General features: G+C 73.0%; 17 protein-coding genes. 11 read left to right on the forward strand and 6 right to left on the reverse strand.

Features of this window, described 5'->3' with window-relative positions:
* Positions 1-33: 33 nt before the first annotated feature.
* Complete coding sequence (locus ACFCY7_RS20375; protein WP_376487003.1) at positions 34-2,031, reverse strand: CocE/NonD family hydrolase; 1,998 nt, start codon at positions 2,029-2,031, stop codon at positions 34-36.
* A 381-nt stretch (positions 2,032-2,412) separates the two neighbouring features.
* On the opposite strand from ACFCY7_RS20375, the gene ACFCY7_RS20380 reads away from it, so the two are divergent.
* Both ACFCY7_RS20380 and ACFCY7_RS20385 read left to right on the forward strand, forming a co-directional pair.
* On the forward strand, positions 2,413-3,423 hold the full coding sequence (locus ACFCY7_RS20380; protein ID WP_376487005.1) for a polyprenyl synthetase family protein: 1,011 nt from the start codon (positions 2,413-2,415) through the stop codon (positions 3,421-3,423).
* Between the two features lie 128 nt (positions 3,424-3,551).
* On the forward strand, positions 3,552-4,733 hold the full coding sequence (locus tag ACFCY7_RS20385; protein WP_376487007.1) for an outer membrane lipoprotein carrier protein LolA: 1,182 nt from the start codon (positions 3,552-3,554) through the stop codon (positions 4,731-4,733).
* Between the two features lie 65 nt (positions 4,734-4,798).
* On the opposite strand, the gene ACFCY7_RS20390 is transcribed toward ACFCY7_RS20385, so the two are convergent.
* On the reverse strand, positions 4,799-6,103 hold the full coding sequence (locus ACFCY7_RS20390) for a M28 family metallopeptidase (RefSeq protein ID WP_376487008.1): 1,305 nt from the start codon (positions 6,101-6,103) through the stop codon (positions 4,799-4,801).
* A 225-nt stretch (positions 6,104-6,328) separates the two neighbouring features.
* Between ACFCY7_RS20390 and ACFCY7_RS20395 the strand changes: the two genes are divergently transcribed.
* Both ACFCY7_RS20395 and ACFCY7_RS20400 read left to right on the forward strand, forming a co-directional pair.
* Positions 6,329-7,435, forward strand: a complete 1,107-nt coding sequence (locus ACFCY7_RS20395; protein ID WP_376487009.1) for a hypothetical protein — start codon at positions 6,329-6,331, stop codon at positions 7,433-7,435.
* A gap of 68 nt (positions 7,436-7,503) precedes the next feature.
* A complete protein-coding gene (locus ACFCY7_RS20400; protein WP_376487011.1) occupies positions 7,504-8,070 on the forward strand; it encodes a DUF1203 domain-containing protein in 567 nt (188 codons plus the stop codon).
* Positions 8,071-8,075: 5 nt separating this feature from the next.
* Here ACFCY7_RS20400 and ACFCY7_RS20405 read toward each other — a convergent pair whose 3' ends face one another.
* Positions 8,076-8,534, reverse strand: coding sequence for a VOC family protein (locus tag ACFCY7_RS20405; protein WP_376487093.1), 459 nt, complete (start codon positions 8,532-8,534; stop codon positions 8,076-8,078).
* Between the two features lie 69 nt (positions 8,535-8,603).
* Between ACFCY7_RS20405 and ACFCY7_RS20410 the strand changes: the two genes are divergently transcribed.
* Together ACFCY7_RS20410 and ACFCY7_RS20415 are read left to right on the forward strand one after the other, a co-directional pair.
* On the forward strand, positions 8,604-9,182 hold the full coding sequence (locus ACFCY7_RS20410; RefSeq protein WP_376487095.1) for a CGNR zinc finger domain-containing protein: 579 nt from the start codon (positions 8,604-8,606) through the stop codon (positions 9,180-9,182).
* 128 nt (positions 9,183-9,310) lie between these two features.
* The gene (locus ACFCY7_RS20415) at positions 9,311-9,964 is read left to right on the forward strand and encodes an NADPH-dependent F420 reductase (RefSeq protein ID WP_376487013.1); all 654 of its coding nucleotides are present in this window, start codon (positions 9,311-9,313) and stop codon (positions 9,962-9,964) included.
* Here ACFCY7_RS20415 and ACFCY7_RS20420 read toward each other — a convergent pair.
* Positions 9,907-10,554: a DUF4291 domain-containing protein gene (locus tag ACFCY7_RS20420; protein ID WP_376487015.1), complete on the reverse strand. Its 648-nt coding sequence runs from the start codon at positions 10,552-10,554 to the stop codon at positions 9,907-9,909. The two genes, ACFCY7_RS20415 and ACFCY7_RS20420, sit on opposite strands and share 58 nt — an antisense overlap.
* A 117-nt stretch (positions 10,555-10,671) precedes the next feature.
* Between ACFCY7_RS20420 and ACFCY7_RS20425 the strand changes: the two genes are divergently transcribed.
* The gene (locus tag ACFCY7_RS20425) at positions 10,672-10,992 is read left to right on the forward strand and encodes a DUF6401 family natural product biosynthesis protein (RefSeq protein WP_376487018.1); all 321 of its coding nucleotides are present in this window, start codon (positions 10,672-10,674) and stop codon (positions 10,990-10,992) included.
* A gap of 20 nt (positions 10,993-11,012) precedes the next feature.
* Here ACFCY7_RS20425 and rarD read toward each other — a convergent pair whose 3' ends face one another.
* Complete coding sequence (gene rarD, locus ACFCY7_RS20430) at positions 11,013-12,017, reverse strand: EamA family transporter RarD (protein WP_376487020.1); 1,005 nt, start codon at positions 12,015-12,017, stop codon at positions 11,013-11,015.
* Between the two features lie 98 nt (positions 12,018-12,115).
* Positions 12,116-12,982 carry an NmrA family NAD(P)-binding protein gene (locus tag ACFCY7_RS20435; RefSeq protein ID WP_376487022.1) on the reverse strand — a complete coding sequence of 289 codons (867 nt, stop codon included), beginning with the start codon at positions 12,980-12,982 and terminating at the stop codon, positions 12,116-12,118.
* Between the two features lie 119 nt (positions 12,983-13,101).
* Between ACFCY7_RS20435 and ACFCY7_RS20440 the strand changes: the two genes are divergently transcribed.
* From ACFCY7_RS20440 to ACFCY7_RS20455, 4 genes are all read left to right on the forward strand, one after another.
* A complete protein-coding gene (locus ACFCY7_RS20440) occupies positions 13,102-13,512 on the forward strand; it encodes a winged helix-turn-helix transcriptional regulator (RefSeq protein ID WP_376487025.1) in 411 nt (136 codons plus the stop codon).
* Positions 13,513-13,597: 85 nt separating this feature from the next.
* Positions 13,598-14,449, forward strand: coding sequence for a hypothetical protein (locus tag ACFCY7_RS20445; RefSeq protein ID WP_376487027.1), 852 nt, complete (start codon positions 13,598-13,600; stop codon positions 14,447-14,449).
* A complete protein-coding gene (locus ACFCY7_RS20450; protein WP_376487030.1) occupies positions 14,446-16,695 on the forward strand; it encodes a bifunctional serine/threonine-protein kinase/ABC transporter substrate-binding protein in 2,250 nt (749 codons plus the stop codon). The genes ACFCY7_RS20445 and ACFCY7_RS20450 overlap by 4 nt, the downstream gene beginning before the upstream one ends.
* Before the next feature lie 3 nt (positions 16,696-16,698).
* A complete protein-coding gene (locus ACFCY7_RS20455; protein WP_376487032.1) occupies positions 16,699-18,882 on the forward strand; it encodes a bifunctional serine/threonine-protein kinase/ABC transporter substrate-binding protein in 2,184 nt (727 codons plus the stop codon).
* Positions 18,883-18,912: the final 30 nt, after the last annotated feature.

The raw sequence follows: 18,912 nt of genomic DNA on the forward strand, positions 1-18,912 counted from the left end.
CCCCGGACACGGGGTGCGGGCCCTTCCGCGTGCTCAGCCCGCCGTCCGGGGGATCCGCTCCTCCCAGGTGCGGTGGAAGACGACCTCGCCGCCCTCCTTGCAGACCAGCTCGTCGAGGGTGAAGAAGGCGTCCGCGTCGCAGGAGATCTCCGAGCGGGTCTCGACCTCGCAGTCCCAGGCGAGTTCGGGCCGGTGGAGCCGGATGGACCACTCGGAGCGGGTACGGGCGGACAGCGGGCCGCTCTCGTCGATCGTGTACGTCTCCACGGCGTCCTCGGTGAACTCCAGGCCGTCGGGGTACACGCGCGTGCCGCCGTACCGGGGGTCGACGTCGAGCCGCCACTCGCCCTTGGCGACGTCCCGGACGACCACCCGTTCGGGGCGCTCCTCCTCCAGGGTGCCGGGGTAGGCGACGCCCAGCGGCTCGGACTGCTCCGGTTCCTCCCACTCGACGGCGTCGTCGGTGCGGGCGCGGACCGGCAGGGTGAGGTTCGAGCCCGCCGGGTCGAGGGTGAAGCCCGCCGCGTCCGGCTGCGGCCAGATCCACGGCCAGTACGTGGAGGAGACGGCGAGGCGGACCCGGTGGCCGGGCGGGAAGGTGTGCCCGATGCCGTTCAGCTCGAAGACGAAGCTCTCCGTCTCGCCGATCTGTGCCTCCACGGCCCGGTCGCGGCCGTAGCGGGCGGAGAAGTTCAGCGCGCCGCGGGTGACGAGGGTGGAGGAGCCGTCGGGGGCGATGTCGCACAGCCGGGCGATCACCTGCCCGGTGGGCGCCGCCGTGCGCAGGGCGAGGCTCACGGACGGGCGGCCGAGGATCTCGATCGGGCCGCCGTCCTCGGGCACGGGGAAGTCGAAGCAGGCCGAGTGGGCGTCCTCGTCGCGCTGGTCGGGCGGCAGGTCGGCGTCGTTGCCGAACGGGAAGAAGCGGCCCGCGTCGAGCCCGGTCTGCTGGGGCGAGTCGACGACCACGGGCGCCCCCTGGAAGGCGTACGTGACGGGGGTGACGTGCGGGGAGGGCCAGGAAGGGTCGGCGACCCAGCGGCCCGGCAGTTCCTCGTAGACGGTGGCCGGCCGGTGCGACTCGCTGATCCAGGAGCGCAGCAGCGGCTCGGCCATCACGTCGTTCTCGACGTCCTTGAGGTGGTGGTCCCACCAGCGCAGGGTCTCCTGGAGGAAGCCGATGGCGGGGCCGGGGGGCAGGCCGCGGTCGGGGTACTGGTGGGGCCAGGGGCCGATGATGCCGCGCACCCGGTCCTGGGGGAGGTGCCGGGCGAGCCGCAGGACGGTGTCCCGGTAGGGGTCGTGCCAGCCGCCGACGGCGAGGACGGCGGCGCGGATCGCCCCGTAGTCCTCGCAGACGCTGCCGCGCTTCCAGTACGCGTCCCGGGTCTGGTGGGCGAGCCAGGTGTGCACGAGGGGCTCCACGGTCTCCAGGCGCCGCAGCCACATCGCGCGCCACTCCTCGCCGACGTACTGCGGGTCCGGCGGGCGGGCGACGAAGGCGAGCATGGTGGCCGCCCAGGCGTGCATGTCGACGCCGAGGACCGAGCCGCCCATGTAGTGCACGTCGTTGTCGTAGCGGTCGTCGGTGGAGCAGACGGTGACGATCGCCTTGAGGGGTTCGGGGGCCAGGGCGGCGATCTGGAGCGCGTTGCAGCCGCCCCAGGAGATGCCGAACATGCCGACCTTGCCGGTGCACCACTCCTGCTCGGCGAGCCAGTTCACCACCGCCACGCCGTCGGCCAGCTCGACCGCGTCGTACTCGTCGCCGGGCAGGCCCTCGCTGTTGCCGTGGCCGCGCACGTCGACGCGCACGGACGCGTAGCCGTGTCCCGCGTACCAGGGGTGGCGCTGCCAGTCGCGGGGCGCGGTCCAGTCGGTGAGGCGGTACGGCAGGTACTCCAGGAGCGCCGGTACGGGGTCGTCGGTGATCGGGCGCCACACGCGCGCGTACAGCCGGGTGCCGTCCGGGAGGGGGATGCGGACGTCCTCGTGGCGGGTCTCGTACGGGAAGTCGGTACGGATCTTCATCACGGCTCCCTAGTGGACGGGGTGCATGGTGCGGCGCAGCCGGGGCGCCGGGGCGCCGGGGCGAACGCGGCGGCGTGCCTGCGCCCGGCCGGGTGACGGCGTCCGGCGACGTACCGGATCGGGCCGAGGACCGCCCGCACGCCGAGGAGCGCGCGGCCGTCCTCGGGGGGTGGTCGCTCGCCGTTCGTGTCGGTGTCGATCGCTGTTCGGGACAAAACGCCTACTCCTGGTCGTATCAGCTGATCACGAACATACCGGGGGTGACGGGAAGGCGCCCACGGTGATCGAAAGGTGACCGGATACGCTGGCTGGAGTGCATCCGGCGACACATCGACAATCCATGTGATCGTCAGCAGGCGTCAGCAGACAGGAGACCCCCTCGTGACCGTCGTCGGGCCGTTCGGTCTTAGCGTGCGGGACCAGGCTCTTGAGGCCGATGTCCAGACCGGTTTGGCGGCTGTGGAGGCGGGCCTCCTGGACGCCACCAAGAGCGATGTCCCCTTCATCACGGAGGCCGCGCAGCACCTCGTGCTCGCCGGCGGCAAGCGGTTCCGCCCCCTGCTCGTGATGCTCGCCGCCCAGTTCGGCGACCCCCACGCGCCGGGCGTCGTGCCCTCCGCCGTGGTCGTCGAACTCACCCACCTGGCCACGCTCTACCACGACGACGTCATGGACGAGGCCGACGTCCGGCGCGGCGTCGACAGCGCCAACACCCGCTGGGGCAACTCGATCGCCGTCCTCACGGGTGACTTCCTCTTCGCCCGCGCCTCGCACACGCTCGCGGACCTCGGCCCCGACGCCGTACGCATCCAGTCCGAGGCGTTCGAGCGCCTGGTGACCGGCCAGATCCTGGAGACCGCGGGCCCGACCGACGGCCGCGACCCCGTCGACCACTACCTCGACGTCCTCGGCGGCAAGACCGGCTCCCTCGTCGCCGTCTCCTGCCGCTTCGGCGCCATGATGTCCGGCGCCGACGAGTCCGTCGTCGACATCCTCACCCAGTACGGCGAGCGGCTCGGCGTCGCCTTCCAGCTCGCCGACGACGTCCTCGACATCGCCTCCGACTCCCACGAGTCCGGCAAGACCCCCGGCACCGACCTCCGCGAGGGCATCCCCACCCTGCCCGTCCTGCACCTGCGGGCCGCGGCCGCCGCCCACGGGCGCCCCGAGGACGTCGAACTCGTCGCGCTCGTCGACGGCGACCTCACCGACGACGCCCGGCACGCCGAGGTCCTGCGCCGGCTGCGCACCCACCCCGCCCTGGAGCAGGCCCGCCGCGACACCGTGCGGTACGCGGAGGAGGCGCGCGCCATGCTGGCGCCGCTGCCCGACTGCTACGCCAAGGCGGCCCTCGCGGAGATGTGCGACGCGGTGGTCCACCGCGCGGGCTAGCGCTTCTCAGGGTCGGGTCATCCCGAAGCAGTACGCCAGGTTGATCCCGGGGTCTGACGATTCCGTGTCCCCGGTTTGGTCAGATGGAGGCATCGACCACACCAGGGCGCACGGAGGTAGCGGAGACCATGGCAGCGAACGAAGTTCGTAGCGAGACCCGTCGCAAGGCGAGCCGGTACGTCGTCCCGGTCGCGGTGGCCGGAGTGGCCGCGGCGACCATCGGGCTCGTCCCGGCCCTCGCGGCGTCCGGCGACCCGGACCTGCCGGAGATCACGGCACAGCAGCTCATCGAGAAGATCGCCGCCTCGGACACCCAGACCCTGTCCGGCACGTTCCGCGTCTCCACCGACCTGGGCCTGCCGTCCCTCGGCGGCCTGGCCGGCATCGGCGGCGGCGCCGGCTCCGGGTCCGCGGACCCCACCGAGAAGCTCACCGAGCTCGTCTCGGGCACCCACACGCTGCGCGTCGCGGCGGACGGCCCGGAGCGCCAGCGGCTCACCCTGCTGGACGGCTCCGACGAGTACAGCCTGATCCACAACGGCGACGACGTCTGGGGCTACGACAGCAAGTCGAACGAGGTCTTCCACGAGAAGGGCGCGTCCGGCGCCCCCGAGGCGGACAAGCGGCTCCCCGGCACGCCCAAGGAGCTCGCGGACGAGGTCCTGAAGGCCGCCGGCGACACCACGTCGATCACCGTCGGCGGTACGGCGAAGGTGGCCGGCCGGGACGCGTACCAGCTGGTGATCAAGCCGAAGCAGGCCGGTTCGACGGTCGAGTCGGTGAAGATCGCGGTGGACGCGGCGAACGGCACCCCGCTGAAGTTCACCCTCTCCTCGGTCGAGGGCGGCAAGCCGGTCGTCGACGCGGGCTTCACGAAGGTCGACTTCGGCAAGCCGGCCGCGTCGGACTTCACCTTCAAGGCGCCGAAGGGCGCGAAGGTGACGGAGGGCGCCGCGGAGAAGGGCGCGGACGCCGCCGACTCCGGCGACGGGCTGCCCGAGGGCCTCGAAGGCCTCACGGGCGGCTTCCCGGGCCTCGGGGAGGGCGGTGGCGACCTGAACGTCATCGGCGAGGGCTGGACGACGATCGCGAAGTTCGACACCGGCGCCCCGGCGCCCAAGACGGACGAAGCGCCGAAGGAGGTCCAGGGCTTCCTGGACTCCCTCGGCGACAAGGTCACCGGCAAGTTCGGCTCCGGCACCGTCTTCAAGACGAAGCTGGTGAACGCGCTCCTCACCGACGACGGCCGGGTCTACGTCGGCGCGGTGACCAAGGACGCGCTGGTGGAGGCGGCCGACTCCGGGAAGTAGCGGCCGGGTTGGGACCCCGGGCGGGTCGGGGGCGATGGTCACCGACCCACCCGGGAGTTTCTCGGCTACGGGAACGTCAACTTGAAGTTGTTGATGTAGCCCGTGTCGATCGAGGCCTTGTCCTGGACGCGGAGCTTCCAGGCGCCGTTGGCGACCTCGGTGGAGGCGTTCACGGTGAAGGTCTGCTGGATGTTGTCGGCGCTGCCGCCGGAGCGGTTGGAGAGGCTGTAGACCGAGCCGTCGGGGGCGATGAGGTCCACGACGAGGTCACCGCGGTAGGTGTGGACGATGTCCACGCCGACGGCGAGGTTGCTCGGGGCGTTGCCGGTGATGCCGGTGACGTTGACCGTCGAGGTGACCGCGGCGCCGTTGTCCGGTACGGAGACGTCGGCCGAGTTCTCGAAGACCGTGCCGGTCGGCGGCGTGGTGGTCCCGGACAGCGTCCAGATCGCGTGCGCGATGGCGTCGCTGTTGCGGTCGAGGGCGGTGTCGTTGATGTTCGCCGTCGTGTCGCAGGACGAGTGGTAGCAGCGGTCGAAGGCCTGACCGGAGGTGCCGCCCCACTTCTGCGCCTGGGCCGCCGTCTTGATGTAGTCGGCGCCCGTGAAGAGCCCGCCGACCGGGATGCCCACGTTCTTGAACGGGGCGTGGTCGGAGCGGCCGTCGCCCTCGGTCTCGATCTCCGTGGAGATGCCGAGCCCGGCGAAGTAGTCCTTGAAGGTCTGCTCGATCGTGGGGTCGTCGTCGTAGACGAAGTAGCCCGGGTTCGGCGAGCCGATCATGTCGAAGTTCAGGTAGCCCTTGACCTTCGAACGCTCGGCGGCCGGCAGGTTGTTGACGTAGTACTTCGAGCCGATGAGCCCGAGCTCCTCCGCGCCCCACCAGCCGAACCGCAGGTGCTTGGTGGGCTGGTAGCCCGCGCGGGACACGGCGAGCGCCGTCTCCAGGACGGCCGCGGAGCCGGAGCCGTTGTCGTTGATCCCGGGACCCGAGGTCACCGAGTCGAGGTGCGAACCGGCCATCAGGACCTGGTTCGGGTCACCGCCCGGCCAGTCGGCTATCAGGTTGTAGCCGGTGGCTCCGCCGGAGGTGAAGGTCTGCAGGGTCGTCGTGTAGCCGGCCGCGTCCAGCTTGGCCTTCACGAAGTCGATCGACGCCTTGTAGCCGGTACGCCCGTGGGCGCGGTTGCCGCCGTTGGCGGTGGCTATCGACTGGAGGTCCGCCAAGTGCTGCTTGACGTTGGCCAGCGGGATGTCGGGCGCGGCGGCAGCCGCCTGCGACCCGGCGGACGCGGTCCCGGTGAGACCGCCGAGCGCGAGCGCCGCGAGCGCGGCGACCGCGGTGACACGTCTGGGCACGGAGATGTTCATCTGTGGGGGCTCCGGATTCCGAACGGGGATGGGACGGAACGTGCGAGACGCCTCGGGCTTGGGTGCCACGAGGCGCTGGAGCTGTGCGAGTGCATGTGCGGTGTTCAGTTGTTCTGCTGTGCGTGCTGAATGTTCAGTGAGAATTTGACTTCACGTCAAGAGCGGAAACCGGTCAGGTGCGTTCGCTCAGCGGACAGGACGTGGACATGACCTACGCTGCTGCCCGTGGACGGAATAGACCTCGGTAACGGAATCGTCGGCGCTGTTCTCGGAGTCGTCTTCGCGACCCTCTTCCAGCAGTGGACGCAGGACCTGTGGTTCAAGGTCCGCCGCCGCTCCGCCGGCGTCGTCCGCAGCCTCACCTACCGGCAGGAACAGGGACGCGCCTGGGCCACGTTCTCCCTCGGCCCGCTGCACACCCCCGCGCTCATCGTCGAGGGGGACGGCGACCGCGCCATCGCCGCCGAGTCCGTCCACGTCCAAGTGCTCGACGGAGACGTCGCGTTGCCCGGGGAGATGGCGGGCTGGCGCGACGAGATCGAGGCCGAGGAGAGGCGCGCCGCCGAAGCCGGCGAGCGCCGGCCCGTCTGGAACGGGCCCCGGTACGCCGTCGAATCCGTCGAGGTCAGCCGTACCGCCCTCGACGAGCAGTCCGAGGTCCACCTGCGGCTGAGGCCCACCGACTACTACACCTTCCTCGCCGCCCAGCAGCTCGACCGGCGCCTCCCGGACGGCACCACCCCGCGCGGCCGCTACCTCGACCCGGACGCGCCGCTCACCGCGCCCGCGTTCCTCCAGTGCAGCTTCGCCGCCAACGTCGCCGTCGTCACCGCCGACCACCTCCTCGTCGTGAGCCGTCGCAGCGAGCGCGTCCGGATGGCGCCGGGACTCTGGAACTCCTCCGTCAACGAGGGCCTCTCGCGCCACATCGACTCCGCCGGGCGCAACGCCCCCGACCTGCACGCCGTCGCCCGCCGGGGCATGCGCGAGGAGCTGTCGATCGAGCCGCACGAGTACACGCTCACGCTGCTCGCCTTCGTCCTCGACGTCGGCAAGCGCCACTGGAGCGCCCACTTCTACGCGCGCCTGAACGACCTGACGGGCGACCAGCTCCAGGCGCGCATGAGCAGGGGCGTCGCGGACCGGTGGGAGCACGAGACCATCGAGTACGTCCCCTTCCGCACGGCCGACGTCACGCGCTACCTCCTGTCCCCGGAACGCCGCCACCGCTGGGCCCCGCTGGCCCCGGCCCTCTTCCACCTGGCCCTGGTCCACGTGCACGGCCGGGCGTCGGTCGAGCGGGCGGAGGCGCAGGCGGTGCGGCGGGCGTAGGGGGAGGGGCCGAGCACCGTGTCCGAATTGCGCCAGCGGCGGGGGGCGCCGCGCGTGACGCTGGGCGCATGAGCATCGACATCGAGATCGACACCGACACCGAAGCCGGCACCGGCATCGACACCCGCGCCGACGCCGCGACCGCGTACGCGGCCCGGCCCATCCCGACCGCCGTCCTCGCCGAGTTGCGGGCCTCCGATGACGCCGGGAGTGCGCCGGTGCCGTACGCGGACGCGGAGGGCGGGGCTCCGTTGCGCTGCTGTCTGCGGTCGTCCGCCGTGGGGGAGCGGATCGCGCTCGTGTCGTACGCGCCGCTGCGGCGGTGGGCGGCGGAGGCGGGGGCCGAACCGGGGGCGTACGACGAGCAGGGGCCGGTGTTCGTGCACGCCGAGGAGTGCGGGGGGCCCGCGCCGTCGGGGACGTATCCGTTCGAGAGGGTCGGGGCGCTGCGTGCCGTCCGCCGGTACGACGCGGGTGGGCGGATCGTCGGCGGACGGCTGCTGGAGCTCCCGGAGGTGCCGCGCGAAGGGTTCGACCGGGCGTTCGCGGAGGCGTTCGCGGATCCGGCGGTGACGTTGGTGCACGTCCGGGCCGTGGAGTACGGGTGCTTCCAGTTCGAGGTCCGGCGACCCTGACGGGGTCAGTGGACGCAGAACTCGTTGCCCTCGGGGTCGGTCATGACGACCCAGGAACCGGAGGGTTCGTCGACGCGGCGGAGGACGTCGGCGCCGAGGGCTTCGAGCCGCCGGACCTCGTCGTCCCGGGTGCCGGGGGCCGGGTGGAGGTCGAGGTGGAGGCGGTTCTTGGTGGTCTTCGGCTCGGGGACGCGCTGGATGAGGAGGCGGCGCCCGAGACCGCCGCCCGTCACCGGGTCGTGCGGGTCGTCGGGGTGGCGGACGGCGGCGAGGTCGCGCCAGCCGAGGCGGGCGCGGTCGGTGTCCTCGTGGAGGGTGAGGGTCGCCTCGGAGGGGGCGGCCCCGAGGTCGAGGAGGCGCCGGATGTGGGCGTCGTGGTCCTCTTCCAGGTAGCCGAGGGCGGCCGCCCAGAAGGCGGCCTGGGCATGCGGGTCGGCGGCGTCGAGGACGAGCTTCCAATGCATCGCTGTCATGTAACCCGTTATAGTGGTTACGTGACCGAGGCCGCCACCGGAAACGCCGGAACCGCCGGAATGACTCTGCTGCACCGCGACGGGCGGCACTTCCGCTTCGACGCCGGTGCCCTCTGCCTGGAGCTCCTGCTCACCGGCGGCCCCGGCCCCGTCGCCGCGCAGTACGAGGTCCTCGACCGCGTCGAGGGCCTGCTCGATTGGGTCGGGGAGTGCCGGCTCGCCCCCGGACTCGACCTGACCGTCACCGCCGCGGAGCTCGCGACCGTACGGAGGACCAGGGACGCGCTCTGGGGACTCGCCCTCGCCCGGGCCGAGGGCGCTCCGCCCGCGCCCGGGGAACTGGCCGCCGTCAACGCCGCCGCGGCCGAGGCGCCCCTGGTCGCCGTCATCGCCGCCGACGGGACGCGCGCGTGGGCGCCGGGAGCCACCGGGACAGGGCTCCTGGCGACCGTCGCCCGGGACGCCGTCGAGCTGCTCACCGGGCCCCACGCCGACCGGATCAGGGTCTGCGGCGCCGACGACTGCGCCCTTCTCTTCGCCGACACCTCCCGCCCGGGGCGCCGCCGTTGGTGCTCGATGGACCGGTGCGGCAACCGGCACAAGGTGCGGGCGCACCGGTCCCGTGCGGGGGAGGGCTGACGCCCCGGCAGGTCCGCGGGCGGCCGGTCCCCGACCCGGGACGAAACGGGACGACGTCCGCGCCCGTCAGGACGTAGGGTCGGGCTCCCGGAACCGCAGGTGCACACGCCCCGAAGGAGCGCACGTACATGCAGATCGCCGTACTGGGAACGGGCGAGGTCGGTCGCCGCCTCGCCACCAAGCTGGTCTCGCTCGGCCACGAGGTCACGCTGGGCTCCCGCACCGCGGACAACGCCGAGGCGGTGAAGTGGGCGGAGGAGCACGGCAGCGGGCACGGCACGTTCGCCGACGCCGCGGCCCCCGCCGAGCTGGTGGTGAACGCGACCGGCGGCCTCGTCTCGCTCGCCGTCCTGGAGGCCGCGGGCGCCGACAACCTGCGGGGCAAGGTCCTCGTCGACGTGTCCAACGCCCTCGACTTCTCCGAGGGCTTCCCGCCCAAGGTCGTCACGTTCGACGGCGGCAGCCTCGCCGAGCAGCTCCAGAAGGCGTTCCCGGAGGCGCGCGTCGTCAAGACGCTCAACACCATGACCAACACGGTCATGGTCGAGCCCGACCGGGTCCCCGGCGCCCACAACGTCTTCGTCAGCGGCGACGACGCGGCCGCGAAGGCCGTCGTCGCCGACCTGCTGGGCTCCTTCGGCTGGCCGGCCGAGCGGATCGTCGACCTCGGCGACCTGTCGAGCGCCCGCGCCACCGAGCAGCTCATGCAGCTCTGGCTGCGGCTCTACGGCGTGCTCGGCACCGGCGACTTCAACTTCTCGGTCTCCGTCGCCGGTTCCTGAACGAGCAGGTGGCCGAGGAGGCCGTCGGGCACCGGATACGGCTCCTCGCGGGGCAGCAGCCGGCCCGCGGCCTCCGGGTCGCCGGCCCGGACCAGGCCGTGGACCTCGTGGGCGAGCGCGGTGACGTCGGTGATCGCGACCGTCCACTCGTCCGCGTACGCGCGGGAGGCCTCGCCCGAGAGCCCGAGCTGGAGCGACCGGTGCGGCAGCGGCCGCAGCCGCAGGTCGCGCTCCGGGTCCCACTGGACGCGCGCCGGCGCCCGCTTCAACTGCCGCTGCCAGGTGGCCCGGTCGGGGTGGAACCCGCGGGCGTAGTGCGACAGGCAGGCGTTCCGCAGGGCCCACTCGAAGCCCTCGCGGGTGATCTCCACGGCGAGGACCGTCTCCTGGCCCTCCTTCTCGCCCCAGCCGGAGCGGTACATCATCCACAGGAACGACGGCTTGATCCACGTCATCCGGTCCCGCTTCCACGCGGCCGGAAAACGACCCTCCCGGGCCGCCGGCAGACCGATCCCGGGGCGGTAGGCCTGGTAGACGGTCACGGTGTCCGGGGTGTGGAGCGCCCGGATCCGGTACTTCGGTTCTTCCATGGGCCCCAGGGTGCGGGGCGACCGCCGGGCGGGGCCACCGGATTTCCGGGCCCCGGGGGTGCGCGCTGAGACCGACGTCACGGCCGGAACGTCCCCGTGCGCCCCTAATGTGGAGGGATGAACGCATCGCCCGGCTGTCCGCTGATCGGCGTCGCCGCCGCGTATCTGCCCCGGCTCTCGGAGGCCGCCTCCGACCCGGCGCTCGCGGCCGCCGTCGACCAGCACGCGGCGGCCGTGCGCGACGCCCTGGTCCCGGCCCAGCGGGGCCCCGGGGGCCGCCGGGCCGTCCGGCGCGAGGAGCTCGGCGACTACGTCCTCGGGTTCACCGACGGGCTCTCCGAGGCGGAGTGGACCGAGCCCGCCGGCCACGACTTCGCGACCCTGCGGCTGACCGCCGTCTGCTGGCTGATCCGGGAGCACGACCTCCTGGCCTCCTGAGCGGAGGCCGAGGGCCGGGGTCAGCCGCCCGTCCGCGCGGACGGAGCCGGGTCCGGAGCCGGGTTCGGGGTCGGAGCCGCGGCGTCGGCCGCGACCGTCTCGGCCGCCACCGTGGCCTTCGCGGCCTCGACCTCGGCCCTGCTCCGACGGGCCGTGCGCAGGGCGTCCCAGGTGAGGATCGTCAGGGCGAGCCAGACGAGCGAGAAGCCCGCCCAGCGCTCCGCCGGCATCGCCTCGTGGAAGTAGACGATGCCGAGCAGGAACTGGAAGGTCGGCGCCAGGTACTGGAGCAGTCCCAGCGTCGACAGCGGTACGCGGATGGCCGCCGCCCCGAAGCAGATCAGCGGCACCGCCGTGACGATGCCGGTGGCGGCGAGCAGCGCCGTGTGGCCCGCGCCGTGGGAGCCGAAGGCCAGGGTGTCCTGCGTCCCGAGCCACACCAGGTAGCCGAGGGCGGGCAGGAACTGGACGGCGGTCTCGGCGGCGAGCGACTCCAGGCCGCCGATGTTGACCTTCTTCTTCACCAGGCCGTAGACGGCGAAGGAGAAGGCGAGGGTGAGCGAGATCCACGGCGGCCGGCCGTACCCGATCGCGAGGACGAGCACGGCGGCGAGACCGACGCCGACCGCCGCCCACTGCGCGGGCCGCAGTCGCTCCTTCAGGACGAGGACGCCGAGGGCGATGGTGACGAGCGGGTTGATGAAGTAGCCGAGGGAGGCCTCGACGACGTGGCCCGTGTTGACGGACCAGATGTAGAGGCCCCAGTTCACCGTGATGACGGAGGCGGCCACGGTGATCATGCCGAGCTTGCGCGGGCTGCTCACCAGCTCCCTGATCCAGCCCCAGCGGCGGAGCGCGAGCAGCGCGATTCCGACGAAGACCAGCGACCACACCATCCGGTGGGCGAGGATCTCGATCGCCCCGGCGGGTTTCAGGAGCGGCCAGAAGAGCGGGACCAGACCCCACATGCCGTAGGCGCCGATCCCGTAGAGCAAGCCTGCTCGTCCTTCGTCATCCGTCTTCACCGGACCTCCTGCCCTGCCCCGCGCCGTGCTGTCCCGTCGAAGGTAGCGCCGCGCGGGGCAGGTTGTCATGCCCGTACCGCGATACGGTCATGACCACCTCACGCGGAGGCCAGGGCTTCCTTGATCGTCACGGCGATCGGGGTGGTCGGCCGACCGATCAGGCGGGCCAGGTCGCCGGTCCGCACGGCGAGCGCGCCGTGCTCGACGGCCCGGTCGACGTCGACCAGGATCTCGGCGAAGACCTGCGGGACGCCGGCGCCGGTGAGGATCGCGAGGTGCGCCTCGGCGGGGACGTTGCTGTACGCGATCTCCCGGCCGGACTGCGCGGCGACCTCGGCCGCGTACTCGGCCAGCGACCAGGCGGTGTCGCCGCTCAGCTCGTAGGTCCTGCCCAGGTGCTCCTCGGCCGGGCCGGTCAGCACGGCGGCCGCGGCGGCGGCGTAGTCGGCGCGGGCCGCCGAGGCGATCCGGCCCTCGCCGGCGTTGGCGACGACGGCGCCGTGGGCCAGCACCGGCGCGAGGTTCGCCGTGTAGTTCTCCGTGTACCAGCCGTTGCGGAGGAAGGTGTGCGGCAGGCCCGAGGCGAGGATCAGCCGCTCGGTCTCCTTGTGCTCGGCCGCCAGGTCGAAGTCGGCGTCGTCCCCGCCGAGGACGCCGGTGTACGCGAGCTGGGCCACCCCCGCCGCCTTGGCCGCGTCGATCACGGCGGCGTGCTGCGGCACCCGCTGCCCGACCTCGCTGCCCGAGATCAGCAGCACCCGGTCGCCGGCCGCGAAGGCCTCGGCCAGCGTCTCGGGCCGGCTGTAGTCGGCGATCCGCAGCTCGACGCCCCGGTCCGCGAGGTCGGCCGCCTTCTCCTTGTTCCGCACGACGGCGGCGACGGACTCGGCGGGGACGGCGGCGAGGAGGGCGTCGATGACGAGGCGGCCGAGCTGGCCGGTGGCTCCGGTGACGACGATGCTCATGGCGTGGCTTCCTTTTCCCGTGGGGTGCGGTGGGCGATGCACTCACCGTACGTCGGGCGCTAACCATTCGTAAGTACCCACCTTGGAGTAAGGTACTGGTGTCGAGGTAAGGTACTGGCATGGGAGTAAGCAAGGAACCGCAAGGCCTGCTCGCCGACGTCGACGGCACCATGTGCCCCGCCCGCCTCGTCCTGGAGCACGTCACCAGCCGCTGGGGCGTCCTCGTCCTCATCGCGCTCCGCGAGCGCTCCTACCGCTTCAGCGAGCTCCGCCGCCACGTCGGCCGCGTCAGCGAGAAGATGCTCACGCAGACCCTCCAGACCCTCGAACGCGACGGCTTCGTCCACCGCCACGCCCACCCCGTCATCCCGCCCCGCGTCGACTACTCCCTCACCCCCCTCGGCGAGGAGGCCGCCCGCCAGGTCTGGGAACTCGCCCGCTGGACCGACCGCCGCGTCCCCGAGGTCGAGCAGGCCCGCGCCCGCTACGACGACGCGCGTCGCGAGCGTGCCACGGATCCGTCCCAATGATGTTGTAACCAAGGCGAGTTGTCGGTGCCCGGCCGTACGATCTCCTCACCGTTCGTGGTGAATCCGTGAGGACCGTGGGGGAACTGTGGCGTACGCGGACCGAAGACTTCTGCACGCCTGCTGCGCCGTACTGGCAGGCGGCCTGATCGCAACCGGCTGCACCAGCGGAGCCGGCGACGGGGAGAGACCCGACGGCAAGGGGAGTACGAGCGCGAGCACCGCACCGGGAACCGCCAAGGCGTCGACCACCGCCCCGGCTCCCACCCCGACCGCCCTCGACTTCACCCCCGACCCGAAGCGCGCGCCGAAGACCGAGGCCGAGGCCCGCCGCCTCGCCCTCGCCGTCGTCGCCGGACCCGACGCCTGGGCCCCCGGCTACGTCAAGCGCACCCCGTACCTCAGCGACCCGGACTACTGGCCCGTCCTCGGAGCCAACTGCTCCTGGGAGACCGGCACCCGGCCCGCGGACGTCCTCGCCAGCGTCACCGCCTACAGCGAGCTCCCGGCGGCCGGCGGCAAGGGCGTCCTGCGGGTCGCCGCCACCGTCACCGTGCACCGCACCGAGTCCGACGCCGACTGGGAGATGGCCTCCACCCTCGAAGAGGCGCTGAACTGCCCCGACCAGAAGCTCCGCGACGGCGAGCGCATCACCGGACTCATGTCGCTCGGCAACCCCTTCGGCGTCGGCGGCAACGCCACCGCCCACGACGCGATCCGCGAGGGCGGCTCCTACGTCAACGACGCGGTGAAGGGGAAGCAGCCCTACAGCTGGTACCAGTCCCGGCTCGGCCAGGTCACCGTCGCCACCGTCGTCAAGGGCGCCCCCGGCTACCAGGAGTTGAACGGAGACACCATCACCGGCACGGCCCAGGCGCAGGTCCAGGCCCTCGTCACCATGCTGCAACGCGTCGAGGACGAGCTGGAGGTCCAGTCGTGAGCACTCCCACCCCGCAGCCCCGGCCCGAACGCCCCGAGCCCGGCGCCCTCCAGCCGCTGCTGCTCTCCGACCCGTCGGCGATCGCCGGCTACCGGCTCCTCGGCCGCCTCGGCGCCGGCGGCATGGGCGTCGTCTACCTCGGCCGCACCGCCGCCGGCGAACTCGCCGCCGTCAAGGTCACCCACGCCGACCAGGCCGACCAGCCCGACTTCCGGGCCCGCTTCCGCCGCGAGGTCGAGGCCGCCCGCCGGGTCTCCAGCCCCTGGGCCGTCCCCGTCACCGGCGCCGACCCGGACGCCCCCGAACCGTGGATGGCCACCGCCTTCGTCGCCGGCCCCTCCCTCGGCGAGGCCGTCGCCGCGCACGGCCCGCTGCCCGAGCGGAGCGTCCGCCTCCTCGGCTGGTCCGTCGCCCGAGCCCTCGCCGCCGTGCACGCGGCCGGGCTCGTCCACCGGGACGTGAAGCCCGGGAACGTCCTCCTCGCCGTCGACGGCCCCCGTCTCATCGACTTCGGCATCGCCCGCGCCACCGGCGAGACCGCTCTCACCGCCACCGACATGGTCGTCGGCACCCCCGGCTTCCTCGCCCCCGAGCAGGCCGAGGCCCGCACCGACGCCATCGGCCCGCCCGCCGACGTCTTCGCCCTCGGCTGTCTCCTCGCGTACGCGGCGACCGGACGCCCGCCCTTCGGCACCGGCGCCGTCGACGCCCTGATGTACCGGACCGTCCACGACGAGCCCGACCTCACCGGCGTCCCCGAAGGCCTGCTCGACCTCGTCCGCGCCTGCCTCGCCAAGGACCCCGCCGGACGGCCCACCGCGGCCGAGATCGGGGTCCAGCTCGTCGAGGACCGCCCCGGCGACGGCGCCGAATGGCTGCCCGCCCCCGTCGTCCGGACCATCGCCGAACGTTCCGCCCGGATGCTCGCCCTCCCCGAGATCGACGTCACCGAGGCCGGCGCCACCACCGGCCCGGCCGCCCCGGAGAAGAGCCGACGCGGCTTCCTGCTGCTCGCCTCGGGCGCCGCCGTGCTGGCCGTCGGCGGCGGCGCGGCGGCCGTCTGGGCGGGGCTCGGGGACGACAAGGAGACGGACGGCAAGGGCGGCAAGAAGCCCGTACCGCCCCGCACCAGCTGGACGATCGGTGTCCTCGCCGACCTGTCCGGGCCCGCCAAGGAGATCGGCCAGGCCCAGGAGCGCGGCGCGCGCCTCGCCGTCGAGCAGTTCAACGCCCGCAAGGACAAGCCCTTCACGCTCGCCCTCAAGGTGGTCGACGACCGGGGCGACGCGTCCCGCGTCCTGGAGACCGTCAAGCCCCTCACCACCGACCCCGGCGTCCTCGCGGTCCTCGGCCCCACCACCGACGCCGTCGGCCAGGCCGTCATGCCCGCCTTCGAGGAGGCCGGTATCCCGCTGATCACCGTGTCGGCCGGATACAACCTGCTCACCCTGCGCTCGGGCAGCTCGTGGAACGAGACGCTCCTGCGCGCCATCCCCAACCACATCAGCGCGGGCACCCACCTCTCCTTCGCCGCCACCCTGCTGCCGGCGATCCGCCGCCCCGGAGTCCTGGAGGACCGTACCGAGGACCAGTACAGCTGGCAGGTCACCGGCGGCGTCCGCTTCGGCTTCGGCCAGGCCGGCATCGCCCCGCATTTCCGGGTCGTCCCCGCCCACGCCGACGCCGGCGCGTACCGCCGGGTGCTCGGCGAGATGATCGACGCCGGCATCGACGCCTACGTCCACTGCGGCGTCACCGAGACCGCCGTCCTCGCCGCCCGGGCGCTGACCGAACTCGGCTTCACCGGAGCGAGGTTCACCGGCCAGGCCGTCTTCGGCAAGGAGTTCCTCCAGCAGGCGGGAGCCGCCGCCGAAGGCTGGTTCGTGTGCGCGCCCGTCGCCGACCCCGCCACGCAGAAGACGGCCGCCGCCTTCATCGCCGCCCACCGCAAGCGGTTCGGGACGGCCCCCGCGTACTACGCCGGCGAGTCGTACGACGTGGTCACGATGACGATCGAGCAGCTGGCGGCCCAGGCGAAGGCCGGCGGCAAACCCGCGCGCAAGGGCCTGTGGGCCGCGCTGCGCAAGCAGGACTACAAGGGCGTGATGGGCGGGTACAACTTCAACGAGTACGGCGACCTGGGGATGGGCGGCACGTTCGTCTTCGCGGTGCAGAACGGCGCGTACAAGCCGATCGGCTCCGCGCCCCTGCTGCCGAACAAGCCCAAGAACGACAAGAAGGCCTGACCCGTGCAGCCGCTCCGCAAGGCCGACCCGTCGACCCTCGCCGGCTACCGGCTCCTCGGGCGGCTCGGCGCCGGCGGCATGGGCGTGGTCTTCCTCGCCCGTTCCGCCGGCGGGACGCTCGCCGCGCTCAAGCTCATCCGCGCCGAGCACGCGGCCGACCCCGGCTTCCGGGAGCGGTTCCGCCGCGAGGCCCGCGCCGCCGAGCGCATCACCGGCCGCTGGGTCGTCCGCGTCCTCGGCGCGGACCCGGAGGCCCGCGAACCCTGGCTCGCCACCGAGTACGTGCCAGGGCCCTCGCTCGCCGAGGCCGTCGCCCTGCACGGCGCCCTCCCCGAGCCGACCGTCCGGGCCCTGGGCGCCCGGCTCGCCTCCGCGCTCGTCGACATGCACGAGGCCGGGCTCGTCCACCGCGACGTCAAGCCCGGCAACGTCCTCCTCGCCCTCGACGGGCCCCGCCTCATCGACTTCGGCATCGCCCGCTCCGCCGGAGCGACCGCCCTGACCGCCACCGACGCGATGATCGGCACCCCCGGCTTCCTCGCACCGGAACAGGCCCGCGTCACCGGCGCCGGCGAGGTCGGCCCGGCCAGCGACGTCTTCTCGCTTGGCTGCGTCCTCGCCTACGCCCTCACCGGCGAACGGCCCTTCGGCGCGGGCGCGGTGGCGGCCGTCGTCTACCGCACCGTCCACGAGGAACCCGACCTCGACGACGTGCCCGACACCCTCCTGCCCCTGGTCACCGCCTGCCTCGCCAAGGACCCGGCGGCCCGGCCCACGGCCGCCGACGTGCGGGCCGCGCTGGGCGAGGCCGACGGCCCGGCGGGCGACTGGCTCCCACCCGGCCTGCCCGCGCTGATCGCCCAGCGCTCCACCCGCGTCCTCGACCTGCCCGTCGCCGACCCGACCCTGCTCACCCAGGAGGACCGGCCCACGGGAGTCTCGCGGCGTCGGCTGCTGATCGCCGGCTCCACCGCCGCCGTCGCGGGCGCCGGCGGCCTCACCGCCTGGCTCCTGACCCGCTCACCGGGCGGGCCGGGCACGGGAACGGGCGGCACCGGCGGCCCCCTCGCCTCGTACACGATCGGCGTCCTCACAGATCTGAGCGGCCCCACCAAGTCGGACGGGCGGGGGCAGGAGCGAGGCATCCGGCTGGCCGTGGAGGAGTTCAACGCCCGCGCCGACCGGCCATGCGACGTACGCCTCCGGGTCGAGGACGACGGGGGGAAGCCGGAGCGCGCCAAGGCTGCCGCGCTGGCTCTGCTCAAGGACCCGAGACTGATCGGCGTCCTGGGGCCGACGACGGCGCCGACCGCTGCCGCCGCCGCGAACGAACTCACGCTCCACGCGATGTCGTTGGCGAGCGTCATCGCCGACGTCCCGGCCACTCAGATCAGGGGCCAGGATGCCAAGACCACCTACTTCCAGCCCCGAACCCAGCAGGGGATGATGTCCCTTGCCTTCCTCCGCTATCTCGTCGAGCACAAGGCCTACCGGACCGCCGTCGTGGAGGACCGGGCCGCCGGAGAGTACAGCTGGCTGCTCGTCAAGAACCTGAAGGACTACCCACCGTCGGGGAAGAAGGACGGGTCGGTGACCTCGCACCCCGTGGAGGCGGACAGCGAGGACTTCGGCGCCGCCGTACGAGCCGCCCTCGCGACCGACCCGCAGGGCGTGTTCTTCGCGGGGGCGTCGCCGCGCCGGGCCGCGCTGTGTGCCAGGGCCCTGCGCGACCAGGGCTACCGGGGCCCCTGCGGCAGCGTCGAGTACGTGCTCCAGCCCGAGTTCCTCGCCGTCGCGGGCCCGGCCGCCGAAGGCTGGTACTTCGGCACGGGCTACGTGGATCCCGACGGGCTCCCGGCGGCGCGGACGTTCACGGCCGCCTACCGGAAGCGCTGGGGTCTCTCCGCCGGGACCCCCGTCGAACGGTTCGCGACGGAGGCGTACGACGCCGCCAACTGGGCGCTCCAGGGGCTGCGTACCGCGAGCGCCAACAACGCCGAATCGGTGGCCGCGGGTGTCCGGAACAGCCTGGTGCGGAGCTCGTACCAAGGGCTCATCAAGGAGTACGTGAACCGGACGGAGGGGAACCTGCCCGTCGCCCTCCTGGGCCTCTTCCTCTGGCAGGTGAAGGGCGGAGTGCCCCGCTTCCTCGGGAAGTTCGACGAGGCGGCGGCGAAGGGCACGTGAAAGGGGCCCGGTCCGTTCCCGTGGACCGGG

Origin of the sequence: Streptomyces sp. NPDC056361, assembly GCF_042262805.1 — a bacterium.
Lineage (GTDB): Bacteria > Actinomycetota > Actinomycetes > Streptomycetales > Streptomycetaceae > Streptomyces.

Excerpts from the sequence above, each read along its gene's own strand:
- ACFCY7_RS20375 (WP_376487003.1), bottom strand. The coding sequence starts at position 2,031 with ATGAAGATCCGTACCGACTTCCCGTACGAGACCCGCCACGAGGACGTC.
- ACFCY7_RS20385 (WP_376487007.1), top strand. The coding sequence starts at position 3,552 with ATGGCAGCGAACGAAGTTCGTAGCGAGACCCGTCGCAAGGCGAGCCGG.
- ACFCY7_RS20390 (WP_376487008.1), bottom strand. The coding sequence starts at position 6,103 with ATGAACATCTCCGTGCCCAGACGTGTCACCGCGGTCGCCGCGCTCGCG.
- ACFCY7_RS20400 (WP_376487011.1), top strand. The coding sequence starts at position 7,504 with ATGAGCATCGACATCGAGATCGACACCGACACCGAAGCCGGCACCGGC.
- ACFCY7_RS20405 (WP_376487093.1), bottom strand. The coding sequence starts at position 8,534 with ATGCATTGGAAGCTCGTCCTCGACGCCGCCGACCCGCATGCCCAGGCC.
- ACFCY7_RS20410 (WP_376487095.1), top strand. The coding sequence starts at position 8,604 with ATGACTCTGCTGCACCGCGACGGGCGGCACTTCCGCTTCGACGCCGGT.
- ACFCY7_RS20415 (WP_376487013.1), top strand. The coding sequence starts at position 9,311 with ATGCAGATCGCCGTACTGGGAACGGGCGAGGTCGGTCGCCGCCTCGCC.
- ACFCY7_RS20420 (WP_376487015.1), bottom strand. The coding sequence starts at position 10,554 with ATGGAAGAACCGAAGTACCGGATCCGGGCGCTCCACACCCCGGACACC.
- ACFCY7_RS20425 (WP_376487018.1), top strand. The coding sequence starts at position 10,672 with ATGAACGCATCGCCCGGCTGTCCGCTGATCGGCGTCGCCGCCGCGTAT.
- ACFCY7_RS20435 (WP_376487022.1), bottom strand. The coding sequence starts at position 12,982 with ATGAGCATCGTCGTCACCGGAGCCACCGGCCAGCTCGGCCGCCTCGTC.
- ACFCY7_RS20440 (WP_376487025.1), top strand. The coding sequence starts at position 13,102 with ATGGGAGTAAGCAAGGAACCGCAAGGCCTGCTCGCCGACGTCGACGGC.